At 56.3% G+C, this 26,560-nt stretch carries 28 protein-coding genes and 1 other RNA gene; 8 read left to right on the forward strand and 21 right to left on the reverse strand.

The annotated features are described in order from the left end of the window. Positions 1-300 precede the first annotated feature (300 nt). Positions 301-579 (reverse strand): hypothetical protein, encoded by a 279-nt coding sequence (locus MT962_RS10355; RefSeq protein WP_247365536.1) that lies wholly within the window; start codon positions 577-579, stop codon positions 301-303. 59 nt (positions 580-638) lie between these two features. Here MT962_RS10355 and rnpB point away from each other — a divergent pair. The 4 genes from rnpB (at position 639) to MT962_RS10375 (ending at position 3,988) form a co-directional block, all read left to right on the forward strand. Next, positions 639-1,015, forward strand: an RNA gene (gene rnpB, locus MT962_RS10360) — RNase P RNA component class A. 730 nt (positions 1,016-1,745) lie between these two features. Beyond that, positions 1,746-2,051, forward strand: coding sequence for a type II toxin-antitoxin system RelE/ParE family toxin (locus MT962_RS10365; RefSeq protein WP_247365538.1), 306 nt, complete (start codon positions 1,746-1,748; stop codon positions 2,049-2,051). Between the two features lie 78 nt (positions 2,052-2,129). Then, positions 2,130-2,468, forward strand: coding sequence for a HigA family addiction module antitoxin (locus MT962_RS10370; RefSeq protein WP_247365766.1), 339 nt, complete (start codon positions 2,130-2,132; stop codon positions 2,466-2,468). 398 nt (positions 2,469-2,866) lie between these two features. Further along, the gene (locus tag MT962_RS10375; RefSeq protein WP_024559535.1) at positions 2,867-3,988 is read left to right on the forward strand and encodes a cupin domain-containing protein; all 1,122 of its coding nucleotides are present in this window, start codon (positions 2,867-2,869) and stop codon (positions 3,986-3,988) included. Positions 3,989-4,049: 61 nt separating this feature from the next. Here MT962_RS10375 and MT962_RS10380 read toward each other — a convergent pair whose 3' ends face one another. The 3 genes from MT962_RS10380 to MT962_RS10390 form a co-directional block, all read right to left on the reverse strand. Beyond that, a complete protein-coding gene (locus MT962_RS10380; RefSeq protein WP_024560977.1) occupies positions 4,050-4,943 on the reverse strand; it encodes a WYL domain-containing protein in 894 nt (297 codons plus the stop codon). A 199-nt stretch (positions 4,944-5,142) separates the two neighbouring features. Then, positions 5,143-5,283, reverse strand: coding sequence for a hypothetical protein (locus MT962_RS10385; protein ID WP_154663431.1), 141 nt, complete (start codon positions 5,281-5,283; stop codon positions 5,143-5,145). 52 nt (positions 5,284-5,335) lie between these two features. Beyond that, a complete protein-coding gene (locus MT962_RS10390; RefSeq protein ID WP_024556477.1) occupies positions 5,336-6,037 on the reverse strand; it encodes a pirin family protein in 702 nt (233 codons plus the stop codon). Positions 6,038-6,140: 103 nt separating this feature from the next. Here MT962_RS10390 and MT962_RS10395 point away from each other — a divergent pair, with 103 nt between their 5' ends. Then, entirely contained in the window at positions 6,141-7,040 is a 900-nt protein-coding gene (locus MT962_RS10395) for a LysR family transcriptional regulator (RefSeq protein WP_024556478.1), read from the forward strand. Here the strand turns inward: MT962_RS10395 and MT962_RS10400 are convergent. From MT962_RS10400 to MT962_RS10475, 16 genes are all read right to left on the reverse strand, one after another. After that, a complete protein-coding gene (locus MT962_RS10400) occupies positions 7,026-8,048 on the reverse strand; it encodes a substrate-binding domain-containing protein (protein ID WP_024560978.1) in 1,023 nt (340 codons plus the stop codon). The two genes, MT962_RS10395 and MT962_RS10400, sit on opposite strands and share 15 nt — an antisense overlap. A 30-nt stretch (positions 8,049-8,078) precedes the next feature. Then, positions 8,079-9,488 (reverse strand): sucrose-6-phosphate hydrolase, encoded by a 1,410-nt coding sequence (locus MT962_RS10405; protein ID WP_024560979.1) that lies wholly within the window; start codon positions 9,486-9,488, stop codon positions 8,079-8,081. Then, entirely contained in the window at positions 9,488-10,858 is a 1,371-nt protein-coding gene (locus MT962_RS10410) for a sucrose-specific PTS transporter subunit IIBC (RefSeq protein WP_024556481.1), read from the reverse strand. The genes MT962_RS10405 and MT962_RS10410 overlap by 1 nt, the downstream gene beginning before the upstream one ends. A 68-nt stretch (positions 10,859-10,926) precedes the next feature. Further along, positions 10,927-12,441 carry a carbohydrate porin gene (locus MT962_RS10415; RefSeq protein WP_247365540.1) on the reverse strand — a complete coding sequence of 505 codons (1,515 nt, stop codon included), beginning with the start codon at positions 12,439-12,441 and terminating at the stop codon, positions 10,927-10,929. Between the two features lie 163 nt (positions 12,442-12,604). Then, entirely contained in the window at positions 12,605-13,531 is a 927-nt protein-coding gene (locus tag MT962_RS10420) for an aminoimidazole riboside kinase (protein ID WP_247365543.1), read from the reverse strand. A gap of 125 nt (positions 13,532-13,656) precedes the next feature. Continuing rightward, positions 13,657-14,022, reverse strand: a complete 366-nt coding sequence (locus MT962_RS10425; RefSeq protein WP_024556484.1) for a DUF805 domain-containing protein — start codon at positions 14,020-14,022, stop codon at positions 13,657-13,659. Between the two features lie 132 nt (positions 14,023-14,154). Next, complete coding sequence (locus tag MT962_RS10430; protein WP_024561685.1) at positions 14,155-15,141, reverse strand: glutathione S-transferase family protein; 987 nt, start codon at positions 15,139-15,141, stop codon at positions 14,155-14,157. 106 nt (positions 15,142-15,247) lie between these two features. Further along, a complete protein-coding gene (locus MT962_RS10435) occupies positions 15,248-15,640 on the reverse strand; it encodes a DoxX family protein (protein ID WP_024556486.1) in 393 nt (130 codons plus the stop codon). Positions 15,641-15,846: 206 nt separating this feature from the next. Continuing rightward, entirely contained in the window at positions 15,847-16,137 is a 291-nt protein-coding gene (locus tag MT962_RS10440; protein ID WP_024556487.1) for a YqjK-like family protein, read from the reverse strand. Then, on the reverse strand, positions 16,130-16,537 hold the full coding sequence (locus MT962_RS10445; protein ID WP_024556488.1) for a phage holin family protein: 408 nt from the start codon (positions 16,535-16,537) through the stop codon (positions 16,130-16,132). The genes MT962_RS10440 and MT962_RS10445 overlap by 8 nt, the downstream gene beginning before the upstream one ends. Positions 16,538-16,539: 2 nt before the next feature. Then, positions 16,540-16,845 carry a YqjD family protein gene (locus MT962_RS10450; protein WP_024552653.1) on the reverse strand — a complete coding sequence of 102 codons (306 nt, stop codon included), beginning with the start codon at positions 16,843-16,845 and terminating at the stop codon, positions 16,540-16,542. Positions 16,846-16,879: 34 nt separating this feature from the next. Then, positions 16,880-17,248, reverse strand: a complete 369-nt coding sequence (locus MT962_RS10455; protein WP_024556489.1) for a DUF1090 domain-containing protein — start codon at positions 17,246-17,248, stop codon at positions 16,880-16,882. 159 nt (positions 17,249-17,407) lie between these two features. Then, positions 17,408-17,788 (reverse strand): EnvZ/OmpR regulon moderator MzrA, encoded by a 381-nt coding sequence (gene mzrA, locus MT962_RS10460; protein WP_024556490.1) that lies wholly within the window; start codon positions 17,786-17,788, stop codon positions 17,408-17,410. A 3-nt stretch (positions 17,789-17,791) separates the two neighbouring features. After that, positions 17,792-18,454, reverse strand: a complete 663-nt coding sequence (gene yqjA / locus MT962_RS10465) for a DedA family general envelope maintenance protein YqjA (protein ID WP_024556491.1) — start codon at positions 18,452-18,454, stop codon at positions 17,792-17,794. A 320-nt stretch (positions 18,455-18,774) separates the two neighbouring features. Beyond that, positions 18,775-19,554 (reverse strand): transcriptional regulator ExuR, encoded by a 780-nt coding sequence (exuR, locus tag MT962_RS10470; protein WP_024556492.1) that lies wholly within the window; start codon positions 19,552-19,554, stop codon positions 18,775-18,777. 114 nt (positions 19,555-19,668) lie between these two features. After that, positions 19,669-20,970: an MFS transporter gene (locus MT962_RS10475; RefSeq protein ID WP_024556493.1), complete on the reverse strand. Its 1,302-nt coding sequence runs from the start codon at positions 20,968-20,970 to the stop codon at positions 19,669-19,671. Between the two features lie 471 nt (positions 20,971-21,441). On the opposite strand from MT962_RS10475, the gene uxaC reads away from it, so the two are divergent. The 3 genes from uxaC to MT962_RS10490 all read left to right on the forward strand — a co-directional run bounded on the left by uxaC (position 21,442) and on the right by MT962_RS10490 (position 25,049). After that, positions 21,442-22,854 (forward strand): glucuronate isomerase, encoded by a 1,413-nt coding sequence (gene uxaC / locus MT962_RS10480; RefSeq protein WP_024556494.1) that lies wholly within the window; start codon positions 21,442-21,444, stop codon positions 22,852-22,854. Positions 22,855-22,885: 31 nt separating this feature from the next. Beyond that, the gene (locus MT962_RS10485; RefSeq protein ID WP_247365545.1) at positions 22,886-24,373 is read left to right on the forward strand and encodes an altronate dehydratase family protein; all 1,488 of its coding nucleotides are present in this window, start codon (positions 22,886-22,888) and stop codon (positions 24,371-24,373) included. A gap of 133 nt (positions 24,374-24,506) precedes the next feature. Beyond that, positions 24,507-25,049, forward strand: coding sequence for a YgjV family protein (locus tag MT962_RS10490; protein ID WP_024561681.1), 543 nt, complete (start codon positions 24,507-24,509; stop codon positions 25,047-25,049). A 32-nt stretch (positions 25,050-25,081) separates the two neighbouring features. Here the strand turns inward: MT962_RS10490 and sstT are convergent, their stop codons facing one another. Beyond that, on the reverse strand, positions 25,082-26,329 hold the full coding sequence (gene sstT / locus MT962_RS10495; RefSeq protein WP_024556497.1) for a serine/threonine transporter SstT: 1,248 nt from the start codon (positions 26,327-26,329) through the stop codon (positions 25,082-25,084). Positions 26,330-26,560 lie beyond the last annotated feature (231 nt).

The following is a 26,560-nucleotide window of genomic DNA, read 5'->3' on the forward strand; positions in this document are numbered from 1 at the left end:
TTGCACCTTGCTTTTTTAAAGGCTGTTTGATATTTGTGAGTGGAGTATCAGGCATATGAATGAATTACTCATTTTAATAGTTACTTTGTAATTAATGGTTCATCTAAAGGATTAGTAGACCAGGGCAGGCAACATCCTGTTAATAATTTAATTAGCTTGTCGTTGTATTGAAATGAAGCCCTTGATATCAAGGGCTTCATTAGCTAACAGGGCTATTAGGGTGATCGTTAATTAAGGATTACATACCTGCTATAATAATTTTGTCATATTCTAACAACCCGTAATTAAACGCCGGTTTTTTCAGCCCAGCCTTATTTTTTTTAGTGATGCCTTGAGCGGAAATAACGCAATCACTCTCCTCCATCGACAGAGAGATGCTGCTGGCAGGCTATTCTTAATCACAGTGATATTATTCATTTTCAGCAGTTGACTGGTAATCAGCAGCGTTGTGCCGCCGCTGTCGAGAATCTCTGCCATTCCTTCGGTGATGGCGGCGTGCGCAATGCGTTTTTTCGGGGCGCTCGCCAGCGGGTAACGCTCTTCCAGCCTCGCTTTCAGGTTCCCGCTTTCTGTCAGCAATGCGCAAAGAGAACGGGCGCGCGTGACAGGCGCGCGTAAACCCTCTATACTCCTGCGCCGAAGCTGACCAGACAGTCGCCGCTTCGTCGTCGTCCTTTCGGGGAGACGGGCGGAGGGGAGGAAAGTCCGGGCTCCATAGGGCAGGGTGCCAGGTAACGCCTGGGGGGCGCAAGCCCACGACCAGTGCAACAGAGAGTAGACCGCCGATGGCCCGCGCAAGCGGGATCAGGTAAGGGTGAAAGGGTGCGGTAAGAGCGCACCGCGCGGCTGGCAACAGTTCGCGGCACGGTAAACTCCACCCGGAGCAAGGCCAAATAGGGGTTCGCATGGTACGGCCCGTACTGAACCCGGGTAGGCTGCTTGAGCCAGTGAGCGATTGCTGGCCTAGATGAATGACTGTCCACGACAGAACCCGGCTTACCGGTCAGCTTCACACATTAAAAACCCCGCTCCGGCGGGGTTTTGCTTTTTCAGCGGGTGGAAGATGAATGACTGTCCACGACGCTATACCTAAAAGAAAGCGGCTTACCGGTCAGCTTCACACATTAAAAGCCCCGCTCCGGCGGGGTTTTGCTTTTTCAGCGGGTGGAAGATGAATGACTGTCCACGACGCTATACCCAAAAGAAAGCGGCTTACCGGTCAGCTTCACACATTAAAAACCCCGCTTCGGCGGGGTTTTGCTTTTTCAGCGGGTGGAAGATGAATGACTGTCCACGACGCTATACCCAAAAGAAAGCGGCTTACCGTTCAGCTTCACACATTAAAAGCCCCGCTCCGGCGGGGTTTTGCTTTTTTCAGCGGGTGGAGGATAGCGGCTGGGTTTTCTTTCAGCGTTTGAAAGAGTACGGAGGAGGGTACTGGTTAGGTCGTACTTATCCGGATTGTTTCTGGCTTGAGTTTGGACGCCCTATTTCTCTCTCTGAGGGTTTAACTTATCTGATGACTAGAACTACTGTGGCACGGCAAACCAATGAATTCTATGATCATTTCCAGCTTCAATAATATGGGCTTGGCCCAGTCAATAAAGCGCTTACGACGGATATCATTCCTGCCATGGGGCGAGGACTCTTCAGGATACCCTACCCGTTCCTTTTGCACTTGTGCACTGTGCAGGGGTGCGATAAGATGGCCTTAATTTCATAACAGCAGGGACGAAGATGAATTGATGAGGAACATCGGAAGTTTCCGTGACCAGTGGCTAAAAGACTTATACCTTTACGGTAAGTCGCATAAAAAGATTCCATCAGATATTGAGTCTGCCCTGGCAAGGAAGCTGGACATCATAAACGCAGCGACGGATTTTAGAGATCTCCGTTCGCCACCTGGAAACAGGTTTGAAAATTTAGAACCACCGCTTGAGGAATATTCATCCATTCGAATTAACGACCAATACCGGCTAATTTTCAAATGGGTGGATGGGAAGGCTGAGGATTTATACTTAGACCCCCATAAATATAAGAAGCATCAATAGAGCCTCGGCAGGGGGCTAACCACCCCCACCAGGCTGCTCTTAGGCAGTTATAAAGTAATCTTGAGGTAAACAATGGCTATTCATCAAGCAATGAGGAAACCAACCACGGTAGGGGATGTATTACTGTACGAATATCTTGAGCCGCTGGATCTTAAAATCAATGATCTGGCTGAAAAGTTAAATGTACACCGTAATTCCGTAAGCGCTCTGGTGAACAATAACCGCAAATTGACAACTGATATGGCGTTTCGTTTAGCTAAAGCTTTCGATACCAGTGTCGATTTCTGGCTTAATCTTCAACAAAACGTGGACATTTGGGAAGTTCAAAACGACGCCCGGACTCAAGAGGAACTGAGCCGAATCACCACTATTGTAACGGTGACCGCTGAACGAGATGACTCCGCAGAAGTTGCATAATTACCGAATTGTTTCAGAGAGGCCCGCTGGTGAGCGGGCCTTTTTGCGTTTATGAGGGATTCATTTAATCTGGCTTTGCATCCCATAAATGACCGATTCCACCCACATATGGACAGTCGTTTTTTTGAAATAGGGCATAGCATGGTGTTGCTCATGCTCCTGCCAGGCCTGTTTAATCACCTTCCTGGGGCTTTACTGCGCATTATTCCGCTCCGGCGGGGTTTTGCTTAACTGGCGCACAAGATGGATGAGCGTCCGCGTAGCGCCTTCGCGTAACGTATGGCGAGCGAAGCGTTATCCGCCCACTCATAATGGTGCGGCTTTGACCAATGACAAAGCGGCCCGGCGCTTCGTCTCTCTATAATCAGGCCCGTTTTTCTTCTTACTGGTCTAAAGCGATGGCTTATCAACTCAACCTTAACTGGCCCGAATTCTTGGCAACTTACTGGCAGAAAAAACCTGTCGTCCTGAAGCGCGCGTTTGCGAATTTTATCGACCCCATCACGCCGGACGAGCTGGCCGGGCTTGCGATGGAGGCGGAAGTGGATAGCCGGCTGGTGAGTTTTAAGCACGGCCAGTGGCAGGCCAGTAACGGGCCGTTTGAAGATTTCGATAATCTGGGCGAAACCGGCTGGTCGCTGCTGGCGCAGGCCGTCAACCACTGGCACGCGCCGTCTGCCGAGCTGGTGCGCCCGTTCCGCGCGCTGCCCGACTGGCGTCTGGATGACCTGATGATCTCTTTCTCCGTTCCCGGCGGCGGCGTGGGTCCGCATATCGATCAGTATGATGTGTTCATCATTCAGGGGATGGGCAGTCGCCGTTGGCGCGTGGGCGACAAGCTGCCGATGCGGCAGTTTTGTCCGCACCCGGCGCTGCTTCACGTTGACCCGTTCACCCCGATTATTGATGAAGATCTGGAGCCGGGCGACATCCTCTATATTCCGCCCGGCTTTCCACACGATGGCGTCACGCATGAAACCGCGTTGAACTATTCTGTCGGTTTCCGCGGGCCAAACGGCAGGGATCTGGTGAGCAGTTTCGCCGACTACGCGCTGGAAAACGACCTCGGCGGCGAGCATTACAGCGATCCGGATTTAACCTGCCGGGAACATCCGGGCCGGGTGGAAGCGTATGAGCTGGATCGCCTGCGTGAAATGATGATCGCCATGATCAACCAGCCCGCCGATTTTAAACAGTGGTTTGGCCGCTTCATCACCACGCCGCGCCACGAACTGGACATCGCGCCTGCTGAGCCGCCTTACGCAACGCAAGAGATTGTCGAAGCCCTGAAGGCCGGGGAAGTGCTGACGCGCCTGAACGGGCTGCGGGTGCTGAACGTTGACGAGACCATTTTTATCAATAGCGAGCGGCTGGAGACGGCTGACCTGAAAGCCGCCGATGCGCTATGCCGTTACACCTTAATCAGCCAGCAAGAGCTGGGCGAAGCGGTTGATAACCCGGTATTTATGGCGGAGTTAACCGAGCTGGTGAACCAGGGGTACTGGTACTTCGACGAGTAACAGCAACACAGCGCCATCAGAAACCCCACCCCGCAGCGCCGCGGGGTGGGGTTTTTTCTTACTACGCCGGCGTCAGTTCAGCGGCGTGCTGTTGCAATTCGCTGACGAATTTTTCCTGCCAGGCGGTGGGCGAAACGATGCGGATTTCCGGCAGCCAGTAGCGCACCCAGCGGAACAGCAACTGCGGGTCTGTCACCGAGGTCGATAACGTAACGCCGCCGTTAGGGTGGGTGCGTTCAATCTGCTGATGCGGGAACAGGGGACGACGTTGCAGATAACTGGCCGCTTTGGGCGTTGCTTCCAGCACAACGGTAGTCCGTTCACCAAACCAGATGCCGTTCTCTTCATGGATAGCGTTAAGCCGCGCTGTCTCCATGACAAAGGTTTGCGGGTAAACCTGTAGCCGTTGAATTTTCGCCAGTTCGAACGCCTTCATTCTCTCCGCTTCGCAGGCGGCCAGGTACCAAAGACCGCTTTGATTAATCAGCTTATAAGGTTGCGCCAGCCGGGGTTTGCTTTTATAGGTGAATCCCACCAGCTGCCGCCTGGCGATGGCTTGTTTTAAATCGTGCAGGACGCTTTCAACCGCGCTGTTATTGCGCGTGCTGTTGCCCTTAATCATCAGGGTCTCGCGGTGGTTAAGCGCTTCACGCAGCTTTTTACCGTCAGCGTCGGGAAAGAGTTTCGCCACATCGGTAAGCTGGGCGAATTCGCTTAGCTGGGAGTAGCTCAGGCCAGGCTGAAGCGTCGCCGCCAGACGATATTTGCCGGGCGAAATCTCATCCACGAGGTGGGCAATGCGGGAAATATCCCGGTAGGCAGTGCGGGGGGTGATGGCGTACGTTTCGCACAGCCAGTTTTTATCCAGCGTTTTTCCCTGGTAAAGCCGCTCGAAAATGCCAGACAGCCGCTCAATCAGAATCTGATGCTTCGCTGCTTTCGCTTCGCTGCTCATACTTTTCCTTACTCTGTGTTCGGCGCAAACAAATGTCCGCAGCGTTAATCTCGTCGTCACAAAAGGAAACTATAACGGCGACGAATGACAGGCCGCGTCACTCTGAAATCTATATCGACACAAAAGAGCAAAAAGATGAGGGGATTTTGATGCTGTGATAGAAACAGGCAGCCACGGAGGTCGCTGCCTGAGGAGGGAATTACGCCGCCGCTTCTTCTTCAGCAAGGCGTACCTGCGCGTCTTCAACAATCGCTTCCAGTTCGCTGAGCATGTGCTCGACATTAAATTCGCGATGTTCAGGCAACGGTGCGGCAAGCGTAGCCGGTTGATGAGTCTTCATTTCTGAGCTTTTCATGGTTTTCATAATCTATTCAATACGTTTGAACGGCGGGTTACACCGGTAAATCAATCAACAATGCGCGCAGCGGCGTATCGGCAACAATGGTCAAATTGGCTTCGTCGCGAATAAACGCGCCGTCGCCGCAGGCGAGCGCTTCTTTCTCTTCCGCAGGCGTCACGGCATGAAACTGGCCGTGGATAGACTGCAAATAGGCGCGCGGCCCGTGCAGCGTAAAATCGAGCCGTTCGCCTTTATCCAGCTCAATGTGATGCAGCCAGACCTGCTGGCGCAACTGCAAACTCTGCTCTGCGCCGTCTGGCGAAGCGATAAGCTGGCGCGCCGCCTCCGCCAGCGTTATTTTCTGCACCGCCGGGTTTTCCCGCTCGGGGCAGGCATCGAGCCAAAGCTGCATACGGGTGAGCGATTTATCCTTGCTCAGGTTATGTTCGCTGTAGCTGATGCCAGGCTGCGTGGAGAGCAGCAGCGCATCGCCGGCTTTCGCCTGCACATGGTTGCCTTCGCTGTCGCGGTATTCCGCTTCACCTTCCAGAATGAGGTTCAGAATATCCACTTTCGGGTAGGTGCGTGGCTGGAAGGCGGCGCCGGGCGCCAGCACCTCCTGATTAAGCACGCGCAGGGACGCGTAGCCCAGCAGTTTCGGGTCGAAGTAGTGTCCAAAGGAAAAGGTATAGCGAGCCTGCAGCCATCCATAGTCAGCTTGCCCGCACTGTTTGGCTGTTCTCGTCGTAATCATGTTCTTGACCTCTCTTTACTTGCTTTTATGGTAAAGGTCTGGACGGTGCAATGTTAGCCAGTTAATCTGCTGCCTATGTTCAAATTTCCTGAATGAGAACCCGATGGCTAAAGAAAGGGCGTTGACGCTGGAAGCATTAAGGGTAATGGACGCTATCGACAGGCGCGGCAGCTTTGCCGCTGCGGCGGATGAGTTAGGGCGCGTGCCGTCTGCGTTAAGCTATACCATGCAAAAGCTTGAAGAAGAACTCGACGTAGTGCTGTTTGACCGCTCCGGGCACCGCACCAAATTCACTAATGTCGGCCGGATGCTGCTTGAGCGCGGTCGCGTGTTGTTAGAAGCGGCGGATAAGCTCACAACAGATGCCGAAGCGCTGGCCCGCGGCTGGGAAACTCACCTGACGATAGTCGCCGAAGCGCTTGTTCCCACCTCCACGCTCTTCCCGCTGGTGGATAAGCTTGCGGAAAAGGCTAACACCCAACTTTCTATTATTACCGAGGTCCTGGCGGGCGCGTGGGAGCGGCTGGAGCAAGGGCGGGCGGATATCGTCATTGCGCCGGACATGCATTTCCGCTCTTCGTCGGAAATTAACTCCCGCAAGCTTTATAAAGTGATGAACGTGTATGTCGCCGCGCCGGATCATCCTATCCATCAGGAGCCGGAGCCGCTCTCGGAAGTCACTCGCGTGAAGTATCGCGGCGTGGCGGTGGCGGACACCGCGCGTGAAAGGCCGGTGTTGACGGTACAGTTGCTCGATAAGCAGCCGCGCCTGACGGTAACGTCGATTGAAGATAAACGTCAGGCGCTGCTGGCGGGGCTGGGCGTGGCGACGATGCCTTATGCGATGGTGGAAAAAGATATCGCGGAAGGCCGACTGCGCGTGGTTAGCCCGGAATACACCAATGAAATCGATATCATTATGGCCTGGCGGCGCGACAGTATGGGCGAAGCCAAGGCCTGGTGCCTGCGTGAAATTCCGAAGCTGTTTTCAGGAAGACACTGACGCCTGATGACGCCATTGCAGCGTGGCCGGAAGGTGGCGTTGCAGCGGCGTCGGGTCATTCTCATCCACCAGTTGGGTCAGCATTTCAAAGCAGTGGTACGCCAGCTGGCGGCAGTCCTGCTGTACCGTATCAATGCGCACCGAAAGCGAATCATAAAGATAGTGATCGTCAAAGCTGGCGAGATGGATATCGCTTTCCAGTAAACCGTGCTGGCTCATGTAGCGCAGCACCCCTTCCAGCAAGCCGCAGGCGGCGGTAAAGAGCGCTTTGGGCGGGCGCCCCAGCCTGGCGCACAGGGCGGCGAACATCTCGTAACCGCTGCTTGGGTGATAATTGCCGTGAATAATCCACTCCGGTCGCAGCGCCACGCCCGCCCGCTCAAGCCCCTGCTTAAAACCTTCAAGCCGGTCTTTCGTCGGCGAAAGCCTGGGCTGGCCGCCAAGAAAATAGATCTCGTCAGGATGGGCGCGCGCTACCCGCTCAACCAGTTCGGCGGTGGGCGTCACGGAATCGGTCATCACCAGCGGCAGGCGAGTATCGCTCATGTGGCGGTCAAACAGCACGACCGGCAACTGCTCGCTGAGTTTCACGTAATCGCTGTCGCTTAGCATGCTGGAGGCGACAATCAGCCCGTCTACCTGGCGCGCCACAAGGTTGTTCACCACCACCGTTTCCTGACCGGGGTTCTCATCGGTACAGGAGATAAGCAATTGCAGGCCCGCTTCGCGGCAGAGGTTTTCCAGTTCGTAAGAGAAAACGGCGAAACCATAGTTGGTGATTTCCGGCACCACCAGCCCCAGCGTATGACTGCGGTTTTCTCGCAGCAGGCGAGCGTGGATGCTGGGTTGATAGTGCTGCTGCTGGGCGATAGTAAGCACGCGCTCACGTGTCTCTTGCGCGACGCGCAGCTCTTTGCCCCGTCCGTTGAGCACCAGGCTGGCGGTGGCTTTGGAGACCCCCGCCAGCGCGGCGATATCACTAATAGTAACGCGTTTGGTTTTTCTCACGGCGATGCACTGGTCAGGAAAAAGGGACCGTCATTCTACCATGCAGGGGCGCAACGACCAGTAGCGGGCCCGCAGTTCTGCGCTGCCGCTGAAAGTCAGCTGCGCCGGCTGCGTGGGAAAATAGCGGCTGCTCATGACCCCTTCGCCTTCGTTGATAAAGATCTCGACGCTGGAGCTATCGCACAATATTTGCAGTTTATGCGCGTCGCCCTGCCAGTAGCGGTAAAGCCATTCGCCGGTTTGCAGGCTTCTGCGCGCGAGGCGCAACGCGTCGCGCCGCCATTCCACGAGCAAGGTATCGGCGAAGTTAAGCGTGACGTCGCCCGCGCTTTCCAGCTCCAGTTCAAGGCGTTGCGCGTTAAGCGCCGGCGCCGCAGCGGCGTTGCCCTGGTAACGCTTTTCTTCGCTGCGCAGCGCCTGAAGCTCGCGCACCGGCTGCTGATACAGCTTGCCGTTTTGCTCAGAAAGCTCACGCACGCAGGTCATCTGGTGGATCCAGCCATACGCGGTCGTGGGCTGGTGCATCTCTTCGCCATCCGGCACCCCCATCCAGCCCACCAGCAGCCGTCTGCCGTCGGCCGTCAGCGTGGTTTGCGGCGCGTAAAACTCGAACCCGGCGTCAATCTCATTTAGCGGGCCGTGCTGAAACGAGGCGCGCGCATAGTCAAACTCGCCGCTCAGATAAGCGCTGGGGTGAGCGTTCAGAAAGCGCTTTTCCTCACGCTCAACGCCCTGCGGGCAGCAGATAAGAAACGTTTTTCCGCCGAGGGCGAAAAGATCCGGACACTCCCACATGTAACCTGCATCACCAATGCCGTTCAGGCCGCTGCCAGCGATTTCGCCCAGGCTCTGCCAGTTCCACAAGTTTTCCGAGCGCAGCAACAGCACTTTGCCCTGCAGTTCGAGGTCCTGCGCGCCCAGCACCATGTACCAGTGATGTTCATGCCGCCACACTTTCGGGTCGCGGACGTGGCCGGTATAACCGCCCGGCAGCGGCACCACCGGCCCCCGTTTATCGAAGCCCCCTTCGGCGTTTTGCACCGCGAGACACTGCCAGGCGGTGCGTCCGCCGTCATCGAACTTTACGTTGCCTGTATAGCACAGCGTAAGCTTGCCCTGGTTATCCACCGCGCTGCCGGAGTAGCAGCCGTTGCGGTCATACTCTTCATCGGGCATCAGGGCGATGGGCTCGTGCCGCCACTGCACTAAATCCGCCGAGCTCCAGTGACCCCAGCATTTATACTTATGCTCACAGCCAAGCGGGTTCCACTGGTAAAACAGGTGGTAGCGCCCCTGGAAGTGGATAAATCCGTTCGGGTCGTTTAACAGCCCGGTGACCGGGGCGAGATGCCAGGCCGGGTAGTGGTCGTCACGCAGCGCCTGCGGCTGACCTTTCATCACTGCCTGCAAAATCGCAGGCAGCCGCGTTGTCGAAGCCATTATTCAGAATCCGTTTTGTATTTCAGCAGGTAAGAGACGACAAAGGCGACGCAAAAAGCGATAACCATGCCGATGGCGTAATTCAGCAGCGAGCTGGCCTGCACAATGGCCATGCCGGGAATGCCGGTCAGGCCTACGGCGGTCATGTAGACGTGAACGGAGACGACCCACGCGCCGCCTGCCGCGCCGCCGATAAGCCCGGCGATGAAAGGCTTCATAAAGCGCAGGTTGATGCCGAAAATGGCCGCTTCGGTAATGCCGAGCAGCGCCGAGAAGCCGGAAGGCAGGGTAATGGCCTTGATTTTAGGATCTTTCGTTTTAAACCACACCGCCAGGCAAGCACCGCCCTGCGCCACGTTCGCCATCGCCCAGATGGGCAACAGGAAATTCACGCCGATAGAAGGGTTGCCGAGCAGCCCCGCTTCGATAGCGTGAAAACTGTGGTGCACGCCGGTAATCACGATAACGGAATAGAGCCCGCCGAAGAGCAGACCCGCCAGCCAGCCTGCGTGGGCGATGAGCGTGCTTAGCACGAAAGAGATGCCGTCGCCCAGGGCCCGGCCCGCCGGGCCAATCACCAGCAGCGCGATAAAGCCGGAGATAATCACGGTAAAGAAGGGCGTTAAGATAAGATCGAGCGCATCCGGAATAACGCGGCGCAGCTGCTTTTCCACCAGACTCATAAACCATACCGCCAGCAGCACCGGGAAAACCGTGCCCTGGTAGCCTATCATCGCCACCTCAATGCCGAAGAAGTTCATGGTGTGGAAGCCTGCCGCCACCCCCCAGGCGTTAGTCAGCGCCGGGTGGGTGAGGATGCCGCCGAGCGTCGCGCCAAGGTAAGGGTTGCCGCCAAATTCACGCGCCGCGGTAAAGCCGATAAGTATCGGCAGAATGATAAACGCCGCTGAGCTGCACATATCGAGCATGATGTAGAGCGCGTTATCCGGGTTGACCCAGCCGTAGGTTTTCACCATGCCGAGCAGGCCCATCAGCAGGCCGGAGGCGACAATCGCCGGGATTATCGGTACGAAAATATTCGAAAGCAGGCGCGCCGCGCGCTGGAACGGGTTGAGCTTGCGCGCGGCGGCGTTCGCGGCTTCCGTTTTGCTCGATTCGTTAATGCCTGCGACCTGAATAAACGCGGCGTAAACTTTATTCACCACGCCGGTGCCGAAAATCACCTGCAACTGACCGGCATTGCGAAAGCAGCCTTTCACTCCGTCCACCTTGCCGATGGCGGCGGTATCGGCTTTCGCGTCGTCCGCCAGCACCAGACGAAGGCGCGTGGCGCAGTGGGCTGCGCTGGCGATATTTTCCTTGCCGCCCAGCAGAGGCAGCAGCGCGCGGGCAATCTGTTCAAAATCCATAACAACCTCTGTCTTATCGTTTTGGTAGTCTCAGCCCGGGAGAAGCGGCCCCGGAAGGGGCCGTGCTGTCAGAACCAGGTTTCCATCTGTACGCCGAAGTTCCACTCGCCGCCGGCAGCGAAACCGCTGCTGCCGAAAGCGTCGCCGCTGGCATAGTTATCCAGACGGTGATCCCAGTCCATCCAGGTGGCGAAAAGACGCAGTTCGGGGCGTTTGAGGAATTCGCCCACGTCGCTGGCTTTAAGCGTCGGCGCGACGGTGAGTTTATAGAAGTTACCGCTGACGGCGTTGCGGCTGTTGTAACCTTCCGGCCGCAGGTCCATGTACTGGTAGGTGCCTTCGTACTGCATCTCGAAGTTCTGGGTTATTTCCTGAATCAGGCGCGCGTTGACGGTCGCCCACTCGTAGCTGTCGCCCTTCACGTAGCGATCCTTGCTGCTCTGCGCCAGCACCGCCGGTGCGATGTGCCAGCCGCCGCCGAGCGGCGTGATGCCGTAGCTTGCCAGCCGCCAGGTGTCCGCTTCCGGCAGCAGCGCGCCGTCGGCGCCGATGGTTTTCACCTCGGCGCCCAGCCCGTGGCCATACAGCAGCGCGGTTTTCGAGGAGCCTTCACGCAGGCCGTAGAAGCTTTCGTTATGCAGGCCGAGCAGCGCATGAACGCCATGCTCCGCCGCATCGCCCTTCACTTCGTTGCCTTCCAGGTCGAGGCGGTCTTCATTATCTTTGGCGCGCATGCCGCTTACCATCAGCTGCACCGGGCCGAAGTAGTTATTCAGCGTCAGGATGTAGTTCTGGGCGGTGTTTTCGCTGTTTTCGGTATCGCCGAAGGTGCGGCCATAGAGCGAGAAGTTGCTGCGCGCCTCGTCGCTCCACGTCATGTCATAAATCCCGGCGCCGGTACCGGCCAGGAACACCACGTCAGAGTCGAGCCAGTGAATATCGTAGTTATCACGGTCAAAGCGTTTGCCCGCCCAGACGGTGGTGTCCTTGAACGCGCCGGTAAAGGTGGGCAGATGGCCGAGTTCCGTAAAGGCCTGGCGGACGTTGAGATCGCTGCTTTCGGCGGTCCAGTCGTTGTAAGTGCGCTGTCCGTCGGCAAGCATGACCTTAAAGCGCGTAGTGGCGCCGTTTGCGAGCGTTTGCTTATGCTCAAGGTTCATCTCGACGTAGGTATCCGGCTCGTTGCCCAGACGGCCTACGTGGCCGCCGGTCTCCCCGGCAGGGGTGACGGTCGGGCCGCCCTGGGTTTTAGTGGCGGAGTCGTTCATCAACAGACCGGAGCGGGCGTAGCCGTGGAATTCAAAACCGCCTTCGTCGCTCGCTTTTTGCTCAAGCTTTGCGGTGCGTTGCTCGACCTGCGCGGCGGCGGTACGGGTCTGCTGCTGCGCGGCGGCCAGTTCGCGAGCCTGTTTCTCTGCCGCTTCGGCGCGGGTTTCGGCGGCGTTGGCGCGCTGTTCCGCCGCCTGGAGACGCTGCTCCAGCGCGGCGAGACGCGCTTCAATGCTGCTCATGCTGGCATCGCCCCAGGCCGGGCCGGAACCGAGCAACAGGCCAAGGGTGACAGCAAGCGTGGTTTTTTTCATCGTTTTGCATCCGTGATAAAGAGGTATCGTCATTATGTAGTTTGCTAAACCGGTTTAGGTTTAAATCATAATCACGGTTAATTTTGCAGGGCAATGAAAAGTGCTAAACCGATTTAGTGAATGTGAGACGGGTCGCAAAACGAGCCGCGAACGCGGCCCGGGATCAGGCAAGCTGTTGCTGAAGCTGATGAAAATAAGGCAGGGCGGTCATAGCCCCTCTGGCGGTAGTGGCGAGCGCGCCGCAGATTTGCGCGCTGGCGAGACAGGCGGCGAGCTCCGCTTCGTTTTGCGGCAGGCCGCGCTCCGCCAGGCCGGATAACAGCCCGGCGACAAACGCATCGCCTGCGCCCGTTGTATCGACGCTTACTACCGGCAGCGTTGGGTAATGGCGAATGTCGTTGCGGTGCCAGGCCAGCACCCCGGCTTTGCCCTGCGTCACCAGCAGAAGTTCAATAGCGTAAGTCTCAGCAAGGCGCGCCAAGCTGGTTTTTATCTCTGTCGACCCGGCGATAAGCCACAGCTCTTCTTCTGAAAGCTTAACCACATGCGCCTGCTTCAGCGCCTGCGACAGGCACTGGCGTAACAAAGCCGGGTCGTGCCAGAGGTCTTCGCGGATGTTCGGGTCGAAAGAGACAAAACCGCCCGCCGCGCGCATGCGCTCCATCGCCGTAAAGGCCGCGGTGCGAGAAGGTTCGGCGCTCAAAGCAATAGAGCAACAGTGAAGCCATTCTCCCGTCTGAAAAGGCGGCAAATCGCTTGTTTCCAGAAACAGGTCAGCGCTTGGTCGCACCATAAAAGTAAAAGAGCGTTCGCCTTCATCATCCAGCGCCACTACCACGGTAGAGGTGCGATGAGAGGCATCAGTACGCATAAACCTGATATCCACGTTTTCATGGTTAAGCGTGCGCTGCATAAAACGGCCAAAAGGATCGTCGCCAACCCTGCCGATAAATCCGCTACGGCCGTTAAGCCGCGCCACGCCGACCGCCACATTCGCCGGCGCGCCGCCCGGGCATTGTAAAAGCCGCCCCTCGCCATCCGGCAGTAAATCCACTACTGCATCGCCGAGCACCCATACTTTCGCCGTCATCAATTTGCTCCTTAAAGGTTGTCGCTAAACTTTTGTTAAACCGTTTTAGCAAATTAATCGGCTTTCAGCGAGTGGGGAATAACAAGAGAGAAGGGGAAACGCCGCAGAAAAGCGGCGTCGGGAGATCAGGTGATGTGTTTAGGGTTCGGTCCGAAGCGGTTTTCGCCCGGGGTGCTGTCCTGGCAGTTAAACGCCAGAATGATAAGCCAGCCTACAATCGGAATAATAAGCAGCAGCAGCCACCAGGCGGAACGATCGGTGTCATGCAGCCGCCGGAACTGCACCGCCCACCAGGGGAGGAACACCAGCAGACCATAAATTGCAGTCAGTATGCCTTCATCCCCCGCCACGCGCAGCCCCAGCATTTTATCAACCATGCTGAGCACGCCGGTCAGGATGATGTTGACCAGAATAAACATCCAGTACTCTTTGCGGCGCGCCCGGCCACTGAAGCCAATGTAGTTTCTTAAAACTTTAAAATACCAGTCCATCATATGCTTTCGCCTCGTCTGAACATCAATCGCTTGTTTTATAAGCGATAGTGAAAGCGTAGACGGGAATCAGCGGCGGGTAAATGAGACGCGGGGAAGGAAAGCGGCGCCCGTGACGGCGCGCCGGAAAGTTTAGCGGAATCGTTCGTCGCGACCGTGCGGTTCGTCGAGATCCTGCCACGGCCCGATGGAGATAATGCCCGTCGGGTTAATGGTTTTGTGGCTACGGAAATAGTGATTGCGAATATGGTCGAAATTAACCGTCTCCGCCACGCCCGGCATCTGATAAATATCGCGCAAGAAGCCATGCAGGTTCAGGTAGTCGCTGATGCGGTGCTTATCGCATTTGAAATGCGTGACATAGACCGGGTCGAAGCGCACAAGCGTCGTCCACAGGCGAATATCCGCCTCGGTGAGCTGGTTGCCGGTCAGGAAGCGGTGCTGACCGAGAATTTGCTCAAGGCGGGAAAGTGAAGCGAAAACGCCATTCACCGCCTCGTCATAGGCCTCCTGGCTGGTGGCGAAGCCCGCTTTATAGACACCGTTATTGACCGTGTCGTAGATCCAGCCGTTCAGCTCGTCAATCTGCCCGCGCAGAGCCTGCGGGTAGTAGTCCCCGGCGCGTGCGCCCAGCGCGTCGAAAGCGCCGTTGAACATGCGGATAATGTCCGCCGATTCGTTGCTGACGATAGTCTGCGTTTTTTTATCCCACAGCACCGGCACCGTTACGCGCCCGGTGTAATGCTCGTCGGCGTGCAGATAGAGCTGATAAAGAAATTCGTTCTGATAGAGGCGGTCGCCGGTGGCATCAGGGAAACTGTCATCAAAGGTCCAGCCATCCTGCAGCATCAGCGGGTGCACGACCGAAACGTCGATAAACGGCTCAAGTCCTTTGAGCTTGCGCATAATCAGCGTGCGATGCGCCCAGGGGCAGGCGAGGGAGACATACAGGTGATAGCGATCTTTCTCGGCGGCAAAACCGCCTTTACCGGTCGGCCCCGGCTCGCCGTCGGCGGTAAGCCAGTTGCGCCAGGCGGATTCAGAGCGTTTAAAACGCCCGCCGGTGGATTTGGTGTCATACCACGTGTCGTGCCAGACGCCGTCGATAAGTTGTCCCATCTCTTTTCCTCCCGTTTTCCTTCGCTTTGCCTGTCGCATCGCTTCAGCGTAAAAGTGAAAAGCGAGGAGTAAACTCCTCGCTTTTGATGATTTCAGTATAGAAGCCTTACCACTTTTTATTCAGCACGCGGTCAAGGCTGAACGCGCCTGGCCCGGTGATGGCCAGCAGCAGGAAACCGCCAGCAATGGTCAAGTTTTTCATGAACATAATCGAGTTCGGCGCCTGCGAGAAGTCGATGTGGAAGATAAAGGCCGTCATCAGCGTGAACAGGGCGGTGATGATGGCGGTAGTGCGCGTCAGGAAACCGAAAATAATCGCCAGGCCGCCGCCGAACTCAAGCAGGATAGTCAACGGCAGGAAGAAGCCCGGTACGCCCATCGCTTCCATATACTGCTGTGTGCCCGCATAACCGGTGATTTTGCCCCAGCCCGCCACGATGAACAGAATCGGCATCAGAATACGTGCTACCAGAATACCAACATCTTCGAATTTTTTCATTTCTCTCTCCAGTGCGCCTTATTACAGGTGCTTAAAACAATCTATTGATTAGATAAGATTTTTTGTTTTGATTACCGAAGTAATCCTGATGGAGAGAATCATAAGCGGCGGAGAAAAAGATTGTTAGCAAGGAAAACTGTTAATCTTTTTCAAATTAGATGAACAAGGTAAGAGGGGCGCTTTCCTCTCCCGCAGGAGAGGAAGCGTTAGTGGATTTGCTTGTGCATGGTGTTTTTAAGCAACCGCCATGCGCTCCAGCCGGCAAAGGCGCGTTTGCCCCAGCGCAGCAGAAAGTTCGGGTTGCGGACGCTCCAGATAGCCATAAAGCTGCTGCCCACCAGCAGCCACGATCGCAGGCTGAGAATCGTATTCCAGCCGCGGTCGTAAGCGCCGGTCGACTCCAGCCACTCGCGGCGGCTGGCGGAGAGATCCAGCCGCTGTTGCTGGATCTGGCTTAACAGGAACGCTTTACGTCTTTCACGTTCCTTTTTACTCATGGGGTTTATCCTCAAGCAGCGCGCGGTCGTTCGCCAGCTCGCCGCGGGTATGCCGCAAAAGCGTCGACTGGCGTGATTTCTTCAGCGCCCATACGCCGCATATTATCGCGAGAATGAACAACACGGCGGTGGTTGCGATAATCGCGTTAAGTCGATACTGCGCATCGACTGCCCAGATAATCAATACCATCAGGCTCATCAGGCCAAAAGCGGCGAACAGCATGGTCAGCCCTAACATCAGGAGAAGCTGGATGACGTTTGCTTTCTCTTCTTCCAGCTCCACCACGGCGAGACGTAAGCGGGTTTCCACCATCTCTACGATGATGGTGACCATACGCTGTCCAATGCCAAGAACGCTTTTTCCTGGGCCCTGAGGCGGTACGTGACGAGTCTCAGCCATAATCAACGACGCGTCAGTAGCATGCCCAGCACGACGCCCACAGCGGCGCCAATACCGACGCCAGTCCACGGGTTCGCACGAACATAATCTTCAGCCCGGGCCGCCGCTTCACGGGTCTGTTTCGCGATAATATCGCCGGTATCGCTCAGTTGAGAGCGGGTATCTTTCAGTGCGCGCTCTGCTTTGCTGCGCAGCTTGCTCATCTCTTCTTTCGATTTATCGCCTGAGGAAGAGAGCACCTCTTCCAGCGTGTCAGCCAGGGATTTCAACTCAGCGCGCAGATGATCTGTGGTTGTATCTTTTGACATAATTCTCTCCAGTGAGTGAGGGGTATCCATAAACTCAGTAGTCACGAGCTTTTAACGCTTTAAGCTCCTGCTCAGCCTCGTGAAGCTTCTGCTGGCGCCGGGCGATCTTTTCGGCATCGCCTTTTTGCTTCGCCTCGCTAAGCTCCGCTTTACGTTCCGACACTTCCGCTTCTTTCTCGGCCACCGCTTTACGATGATCGGCGCGAAGATTGCTGTCACGGCAATTCGCGCGAACCTCGCTTAGCGCTTTGTTCAGTCCATCGATGCGGCTCTGGTTGTGGTGCTTCTCCGCATAGTGGATTTCACGCTGTATTTCCTGTTCCTTTTCCTGGCACAGGGAGACGGCGTGGCTTGCCGTGGCGACTGAAAAAAGGGCTAATGTCAGTACGGTGCGGTAATGCATAGTGAAAACTTTCCTTTGTGTCACAGCGCCGGTAAAGGCCTGTGATTATCCAGTTGCGTATTCTGCGCAGGGAAACCAAAGGGATGCGCTGACTTAAGCATAGTAAGTAATAGCGCAAACCCCAAAGTCAGTGAAAAGATTCAGATTAATAGCGAAGGGCTAGCCAAGCTGGCGAAAATCGTGACGCAGGCGGTTAAGCCAACCCGGGCCCGGCGCGTCTTCATCCTGTTGCGCAATGATAAAACCGCGCGGCAGGGTGCGGTAAAGCACCTCGCGGGCGGCGGCGCTCTGGTCGCTGGAGTCAAACTTAATTAGCAGCGTATCTTTTTGCGGGGTAATGCTTTTGAAGCGGATGCCGTTGGCGTCCAGATGATGCCAGACGGAAAAGCCATCGGGAATAACGGCGCCTTGCGACGCAGCGCGGATCTCAAGCGTCGACTCCTGCTTCTGCATGGCCAGAAACAGAAGCGCGCTCAGGGCCACCGCGGCGGCAATCAGCGTGACAGAGAGAGATCGTAGAAAAATCCTTTTCAGCGCCATTCCTTAGCCTCGGTTTCCATATTTTTTCTTCCACAAAACCACCAGCGAGCCAATCAGGCCGAACACCAGCAGCACCACCGGCAGCAGCATCAGGCAGGACATCAGCGCATCCTCATACTTCAAAAAGACCGGCGTCTTGCCAAGCAGGTAACCAAGGGTAGTAAGGATAAGCACCCACAGCAGACCGCTTATCCAGTTGAAGAACTGAAAGCGCGCGCTGTTCAGCCCAGAAAGGCCAGCGATGGTCGGCAGCAGCGTGCGGACAAAAGCGATAAAGCGGGCAATCAGCAACGCGGACAAACCGTGTTTGTGAAACAGGTGATGGGCGCGCTGATGATAGTGAGCGGGCAGATGCGAAAGCCAGTTCTGCACCAGCCGCGTGTTGCCGAGCCATCGTCCCTGAATGTAGCTAAGCCAGCAGCCGAGGCTCGCCGCCGCGGTTAACAGCAGCACGGTTTGCGGATAGCCCATGGCCCCCTTGGCGATAAGCACGCCCACCAACACCAGCAGACTGTCGCCCGGTAAAAACGCGGCGGGCAGCAGGCCGTTTTCAAGAAACAGGATCATAAACAGCACGAAATAGAGCATGCCAATCATGGATGGATTGGCGAGGGTCTCATAATCCTGGCTCCACAAGGCGTTGAGTAATTGGGTCAAAAGTTCCATTCAGTGTTCCTGGCAACAGCGGTTAAAGCCAATGGTTACAGTTGAAGAGAACAGCGCGGCGACAGAAGTTATTTTGTAATGGCGTCGACACGGCTGTACTGATTCTGATGCCTTCACATTTCCTTGTGAACCTGGCACGGTGAGTGGGTACTTACCCGCTCAGCCACAATTTGCGTCTAATTGTAACAAAGCCCAAGGTTTTACGTCACAGAAATTGTGCTTTGTTAAAGATTGATTTTGCTTACCGAAGAGAAGGGTGGCGAGGGTATTTACAAACGCTGACACTATATACGTTTTGCTTACCCTCGCCCTGAGAGCGGCTATTTTACGCCGTTAGCGGCAGTATCAAGATGGACAACCGGATTTTCGGCAAAAAGATAGCGGTCGGCATTGAATTCAAAGTCATCGCTGGTTTCGTTGAACAACATCTGTTTGGTGTTTTCCAGATGCTGCCACATAGCCACTTTGGCGCCATGCGGGTCTTTACGAATCAAGGCCTTAAGAATTTTATCGTGATCGTCGCACCAGTTATCTACGGTGCGGGCGTCAATGTGTTCGTGCAGTTTTTTCCAGTACGGGTTATGAACGCGCTGAGTCCACATTTTTTCAACGATGGCGGCAAGCGCGGAGTTTTGCGTGGCGAGCGCAACCTGAACATGGAATTGCAAATCCCATTCAGAGTCGCGAAAGCACTGCTCTTTGCGCGCCATCTCCTGGATTTCCATCAGCTTGATAATGTCCTGCTTGGTTACCTGCGTGGCGGCAAACTCAGCGATATTGCTCTCGATAAGCTGACGCGCCTGAAGCAGTTCGAACGGACCGTAATTAGCGAACTCCAGCTGTTGCTCATCGACGGCGTTGTGATACTTCGCCTGGTTTGAGATGACGTGAATGCCGGAGCCTTTGCGCACCTCCACGTATCCTTCCACTTCCAGCATAATGATGGCTTCACGCACCACGGTGCGGCTGACATTTTTTTCATCAGCGATAAAACGTTCGGCGGGTAATTTTTCCCCAACCTGATAAACACCATCTTCAATGCGCTGCTTAAGTTCAGCGGCAAGCTGTTGATAAAGGCGACGAGATTCGGTGAGCTCCATAGACCACTCCAGTGAACAGCAAGACTGCTTAGATTTGTTATACCACTTTTGGCCTCTGCGCTCCACAACGCCAGAATGAAAAAGCCGCCCGCAGGCGGCTTTCGCGACGATTTATTAAGGTTGTGTGACGGGACCGCCAGTTCGCTGCTCTTGCTGCAGCTCAGCGGCAGGTTTGTTTTTCAGTACCGTCCAGATAACCAGCGCGCCCATCAGGTCAAACACGGCCAGTACGGCGAACAGCGGGCTAAAGCCAATGGTATCGGCCAGCGCGCCCACGACCAGCGCGAACAGGGTGCTCGCAGTCCAGGCCGCCATACCGGTCAGGCCGTTGGCAGTCGCCACTTCGTTACGGCCAAACACGTCGGAAGAGAGGGTAATCAGCGCGCCAGAGAGCGACTGGTGGGCAAAGCCGCCGATGCACAGCAGGCCGATGGCCACATAGGGGCTGGTGAACAGGCCGATCATGCCAGGGCCAATCATCAGCAGCGCGCCCATGGTCACCACCATTTTGCGCGAGACAATCAGGTTCACGCCGAACCAGCGCTGGAACAGCGGCGGCAGGTAGCCGCCCACGATGCAGCCGAGGTCGGCGAACAGCATCGGCATCCAGGCGAACATTGCAATCTCTTTCAGGTTAAAGCCGTAGACTTTAAACATGAACAGCGGGATCCAGGCGTTGAACGTACCCCAGGCCGGCTCCGCCAGGAAACGCGGCAGCGCGATACCCCAGAACTGACGGGTGCCAAGGATCTGCCACGGCGTCATCTTTTTCGCGTTATTGGTCTGGTGCTGCGCTTCCTGACCGCCAATGATGTATTCACGTTCTTCCTGGGTCAGCTTTTTCTGGTCGCGCGGGTGCTTGTAGAAAACCAGCCACGCCATCGCCCAGGCAAAGCTCAGTACGCCGGAGATAATAAACGCCATTTCCCAGCTGTGCATCACGATGGCCCACACAACCAGCGGCGGAGCAATCATCGCGCCGATAGAAGAGCCCACGTTAAAGTAGCCTACGGCGATTGAACGCTCTTTCGCCGGGAACCATTCGGAACTGGCTTTCAGGCCCGCCGGGATCATCGCCGCTTCCGCAGCGCCTACCGCGCCGCGCGCCAGCGCCAGACCGCCCCAGCTTCCCGCCAGCGCCGTGGCGCCGCAGAAGATAGCCCAGGTGACGGCGAAGAAGGCGTAACCGATTTTCGTGCCGAGAATATCAAGGATATAACCCGCAACCGGCTGCATCACGGTGTAGGCCGCGGAATACGCAGCGATAATATAAGAGTATTGCTGTGTGGAAATATGCAGCTCTTCCATCAATGTGGGCGCAGCCGCCGCCACGGTATTACGGGTCAGGTAGCCCAGCACGGTGCCCAGCGTCACCAGCGCAATCATGTACCATCGTAACCCTTTAATTTTACGCATTTCGAACCTCATCGTTGTGTCGTTTACCGTGCGTGACACGGTCGATCGCCTGACCTGTGGCATTGCATGTTTTCGGAGTGGACGTGGGCGGGAGAGATTTCCCGGTACGGCCGACCCTGCCAAAGCATTTATGAGTAAGTGCGGTATCCGTACCGTTAAATCCGGTGCATCTTCACCGGTAAAACATTCCGTGGGTTTATGTATCGCGACGGCAGCAAAGATAACTTGTCATACAGCTTTAAAAGTTGAGTGACATCACAAAAGCATTTTTCTTTGTAAGGGTACGTAAAGGCGGGCGGCAAGCCAGAGCTGGCGCGGTCTGGAGCGGGTTTTACTCCTAAAAAGGTAGATTATTTGTGAGGGATAATTGATCTAACTCACGAAATTATCCTCCGTCTATAGAAATTGGTGTGATAACTTTGTCAGCATCATGCTAACGCATCTGAATCACTCGCTCAGAGGAAGCATAAAATGACCCCGTTTATGACTGAAGATTTTCTGTTAGATACCGAATTTGCTCGCCGTCTGTACCATGATTACGCGAAAGATCAGCCGATTTTCGACTATCACTGCCACCTGCCGCCGCAGCAAATCGCCGAAAACTACCGTTTTAAAAACCTGTATGACATCTGGTTGAAAGGCGACCACTATAAATGGCGCGCCATGCGCACAAACGGCGTGCCGGAGCGCCTGTGTACCGGCGACGCCAGCGATCGCGAGAAGTTTGACGCCTGGGCCGCCACCGTGCCGCACACCATCGGCAACCCGCTTTATCACTGGACTCATCTGGAGCTGCGTCGCCCGTTTGGCATTACCGGCAAGCTGCTGTCGCCGAAAACGGCGGATGAAATCTGGACGCAGTGCAACGAGCTGCTGGCGCAGGATAGCTTCTCCGCGCGCGGAATCATGCAGCAGATGAATGTGAAAATGGTCGGCACCACCGACGACCCGGTGGATGATTTAAGCCACCACGCCGCCGTCGCCAAAGACAGCAGCTTCAGCATCAAGGTGCTGCCGAGCTGGCGCCCGGATAAAGCCTTCAACATTGAGCTAGCGACCTTTAACGATTACATGGCGAAGCTTGCTGAAGTCTCCGATACCGATATTCGCCGCTTCAGCGACCTGCAAACCGCGCTGACTAAGCGTCTGGATCACTTCGCCGCGCACGGCTGTAAAGTGTCCGACCATGCGCTGGACGTCGTGCTCTTCGCCGAAGCGAGCGAGAGCGAACTCGACAGCATCCTGGCGCGCCGTCTGGCGGGCGAAGCCTTAAGCGAGCGCGAAGTGGCGCAGTTTAAAACCGCCGTGCTGGTGTGGCTGGGCGCGGAATACGCCCGTCGCGGCTGGGTGCAGCAGTACCATATCGGCGCGCTGCGCAATAACAACCTGCGCCAGTTCAAGCTGCTGGGGCCGGATGTGGGCTTCGACTCCATCAACGACCGCCCGCTGGCGGAAGAGCTCTCTAAACTGCTCAGCAAGCAGAACGAAGAAAACCTGCTGCCGAAAACCATCCTGTACTGCCTGAACCCGCGCGATAACGAAGTGCTGGGCACCATGATTGGCAACTTCCAGGGCGAAGGCATGCCGGGCAAGATGCAGTTCGGCTCCGGCTGGTGGTTCAACGACCAGAAAGACGGTATGGAGCGTCAGATGACCCAGCTTGCGCAGCTCGGCCTGCTAAGCCGCTTTGTGGGCATGCTGACCGACAGCCGCAGCTTCCTCTCTTATACCCGCCACGAATATTTCCGCCGCATCCTTTGCCAGATGATTGGCCGTTGGGTGGAAGCGGGCGAAGCGCCGGGAGATATCGAGCTGCTGGGCGAGATGGTGAAAAACATCTGCTTCAACAATGCGCGCGACTACTTCGCCATTGAACTGAACTAACCACTGATTACATCAGGCCTTTGAGGTTGATATGCAATACATCAAGATCCATTCGCAGGACAATGTCGCAGTAGCGCTTGCGGATCTGGCGGAAGGGACCAGCGTGACGATCGACGACCTGAACGTCACGCTGCGTCAACCGGTGACGCGCGGCCATAAGTTTGCGCTGCGCGCCATCGCTCAGGGAGAAAACGTCGTTAAATATGGTTTGCCGATCGGTCATGCGCTGGCGGCTATCCAGCCAGGCGAGCACATTCACTCCCACAATGCCCGCACGAACCTGAGCGATCTGGACGAGTACAGCTATCAACCTGATATTCACGCGCTACAGGCGCAGGCGGGCGATCGCGACGTGCAGATCTACCGCCGCGCCAATGGCGAAGTGGGGATCCGCAACGAACTCTGGATCCTGCCGACGGTGGGCTGCGTTAACGGCATCGCCCGTCAGATCCAGAATCGTTTTCTCAAAGAGAGCAACGACGCACAAGGCATTGATGGCGTATTCCTCTTCAGCCATACCTACGGCTGTTCCCAGCTGGGTGACGACCACATCAACACCCGCACCATGTTGCAGAACATGGTGCGTCACCCTAACGCGGGCGCGGTGTTGGTCATCGGCCTGGGCTGCGAGAACAACCAGGTGGACGCCTTCCGCGAAACGCTGGGCGACTTCGACCCGCAGCGCGTTCACTTCATGGTCTGCCAACACCAGGAAGACGAAGTGGAAGCGGGGCTTGAGCACCTGCGCGAGCTTTACGCGGCGATGCGCAACGATAAGCGCGAAGCGGGCAAGCTCAGCGAGCTGAAGTTTGGGCTGGAGTGCGGCGGTTCCGACGGGCTTTCGGGCATTACCGCAAACCCGATGCTCGGCCGCTTCTCCGATTATGTCATCGCCAACGGCGGCACCACGGTGCTGACCGAAGTGCCGGAAATGTTCGGCGCCGAGCAGATCCTGATGAGCCACTGCCGCGATGAATCGACGTTTGAAAAAACGGTCACCATGGTGAACGACTTCAAACAGTACTTCATCGCCCATAACCAGCCGATTTACGAAAACCCGTCGCCGGGAAACAAAGCGGGCGGTATTACCACGCTCGAAGAGAAATCGCTGGGCTGCACCCAGAAAGCGGGGCAGAGCCAGGTGGTGGACGTGCTGCGCTATGGCGAGCGGCTGAAAACGCCGGGGCTGAATTTGCTGAGCGCGCCGGGCAACGACGCCGTCGCCACCAGCGCATTAGCGGGCGCGGGCTGTCATATGGTGCTGTTCAGTACCGGCCGCGGCACGCCGTACGGCGGCTTTGTGCCGACGGTGAAAATCGCCACCAACAGCGAGTTGGCGGCGAAGAAACCGCACTGGATCGACTTCGACGCCGGTCAACTGCTGCACGGCACCGCCATGCCGCAGCTGCTGGAAAAGTTTGTCGATGTGATTGTCGATATCGCCAGCGGCAAGCAAACCTGCAACGAGCGTAACGACTTCCGCGAACTGGCGATTTTTAAAAGCGGCGTCACGTTGTAAGTTCATCCGGCGCCTTTCGCGCTACGGCGGCGGTCCTTGCCGTAACGCGAAAAAGGTGGGTAAATGCGGGTATCGTGACAAAACGGCGCTTCGTTTCTAAGCGCCGTTTCTTTTTTAATCGCAAGGACTCCTCATGACTGCATACTGGCTGGCCCAGGGCGTTGGCGTGCTCGCCTTTTTGATAGGCATCACCACGTTTATTAACCGCGACGAACGACGCTTTAAAATGCAGCTCGCGCTCTACAGCGCCACCATTGGCGGGCATTTCTTCCTGATGGGGGCGATTCCTGCGGGCATGAGCGCGGAACTGAACGCCCTACGCACGCTTATCTCCATGCGCACCCGCAATCTGTGGGTGATGGCCATTTTTATTTTCCTCACGCTCACCCTTGGGCTGGTGAAGCTGCATCATCCCATCGAGCTGCTGCCGATTATCGGCACCGTCGCCAGCACCTGGGCGCTGTTTCGCTGCAAGGGGTTAACTACCCGCTGCGTGATGTGGTGCTCCACCGCCTGCTGGGTAACGCACAACTTCTGGCTGGGCTCCATTGGCGGCACGCTGATTGAAGGCAGCTTTCTGGTCATGAACGGGGTCAACATCATTCGCTTCTGGCGCATGCAAAAAAGGGGGATCGATCCGTTTAAGATTGAAAAAGAGGTGGCTGAGAAGAGATAAGGGCTGGCGACGAACGCCGCCAGCCGCAGAAGTTAACTACGCAGCGCGTTCTGCGCCAGACGCTGGTCTTCCGCCTGGCAGGCTGCCGCGGTGAAGAGCACATCCGTTGAGGAGTTAAGCGCGGTTTCGCAGGAATCCTGCAGCACGCCGATAATAAAGCCTACCGCCACCACCTGCATTGCCACCTCGTTCGGGATGCCGAACATGTTGCACGCCAGCGGGATAAGCAGCAGCGAGCCGCCCGCCACGCCCGAAGCGCCGCAGGCGCACAGCGACGCCACCACGCTCAGCAGCAGCGCGGTGGGCAAGTCCACCGCAATACCCAGCGTATGCACCGCCGCCAGCGTCAGCACCGTAATGGTGATAGCCGCGCCCGCCATGTTGATCGTCGCGCCAAGCGGAATGGAGACGGAATAGGTGTCGCGATCCAGATTCAGCTTCTCACACAGCGCCATATTGACCGGAATGTTGGCGGCGGAGCTGCGGGTGAAAAAGGCCGTTACGCCGCTTTCGCGCAGGCAGGCGAAGACCAGCGGGAAGGGGTTGCGGCGAATTTTAAAAAACACAATTAGTGGGTTAATCACCAGCGCCACCAACAGCATGCAGCCAATCAGCACCACCAGCAATTGCGCGTAGCCCCACAGCGTGGCGAAACCCGTCGTGGCGAGGGTGGAAGAGACCAGGCCGAAAATGCCGACTGGCGCAAAGCGAATCACCAGTTTCACCATAAAGGTGACGGCGTCCGACATGTCGTTAATGAAGTTTTTGGTGGTGTCGTTAGCATGGCGCAGCGCGAAGCCCAGACCCACCGCCCAGACCAGGATGCCGATATAGTTGCCTTTCAACAGCGCATCCACCGGGTTAGACACCATGCTCATCAGCAGGTCGCGCAGCACCTCGACGATGCCGCTCGGCGGCGTAATTTCTGTCGCGCCAGTGGTTAAATGCAGCGTAGAGGGGAAAAGAAAGCTAAAAAGCACCGCCGTCAGCGCAGCGGAGAAGGTGCCCAGCAGATAAAGCCAGAGAATAGGGCGAATGTTGGTTTTTTGTCCGTGCTTGTGGTTGGCGATAGAAGCCATGACCAGCATCAGCACCAGCACCGGCGCCACGGCTTTCAGCGCGCCGACAAACAGCGTACCGAGCAGCCCGACCGCGACGGCGGCAGGTTTAGAAAGCCAGGCGAGCAGGATGCCGAGCACCAGACCGACAAGTATTTGTTTTACAAGGCTGCCGCGCGCCAGGCGCTGCAACAGACCCCTCGATTGGGATTGCGTAGTCATGCGTATTTCCTTCAGGTGTGATGTCGTTCCATCCCGTTCGCTCTCTTGGGTAACGTTTAATCAGGATGTAACAAAAGTTTGCATGGAGGAGTATAGGGATTTGCCGTGGCGAAGGAAGGGGATAGTGCTGGATTTTCAGCACTGCTCCCGTTTTTTAACTAGCTATTAACGTTATTGTGACAATATCAACACTTCTACTGTCGGGAACATTGCAAAAAAGGAGGTTTGCGA

The sequence above is a fragment of the Franconibacter sp. IITDAS19 genome (genome assembly GCF_023079515.1).
In the GTDB taxonomy this organism is placed as follows: domain Bacteria; phylum Pseudomonadota; class Gammaproteobacteria; order Enterobacterales; family Enterobacteriaceae; genus Franconibacter; species Franconibacter pulveris.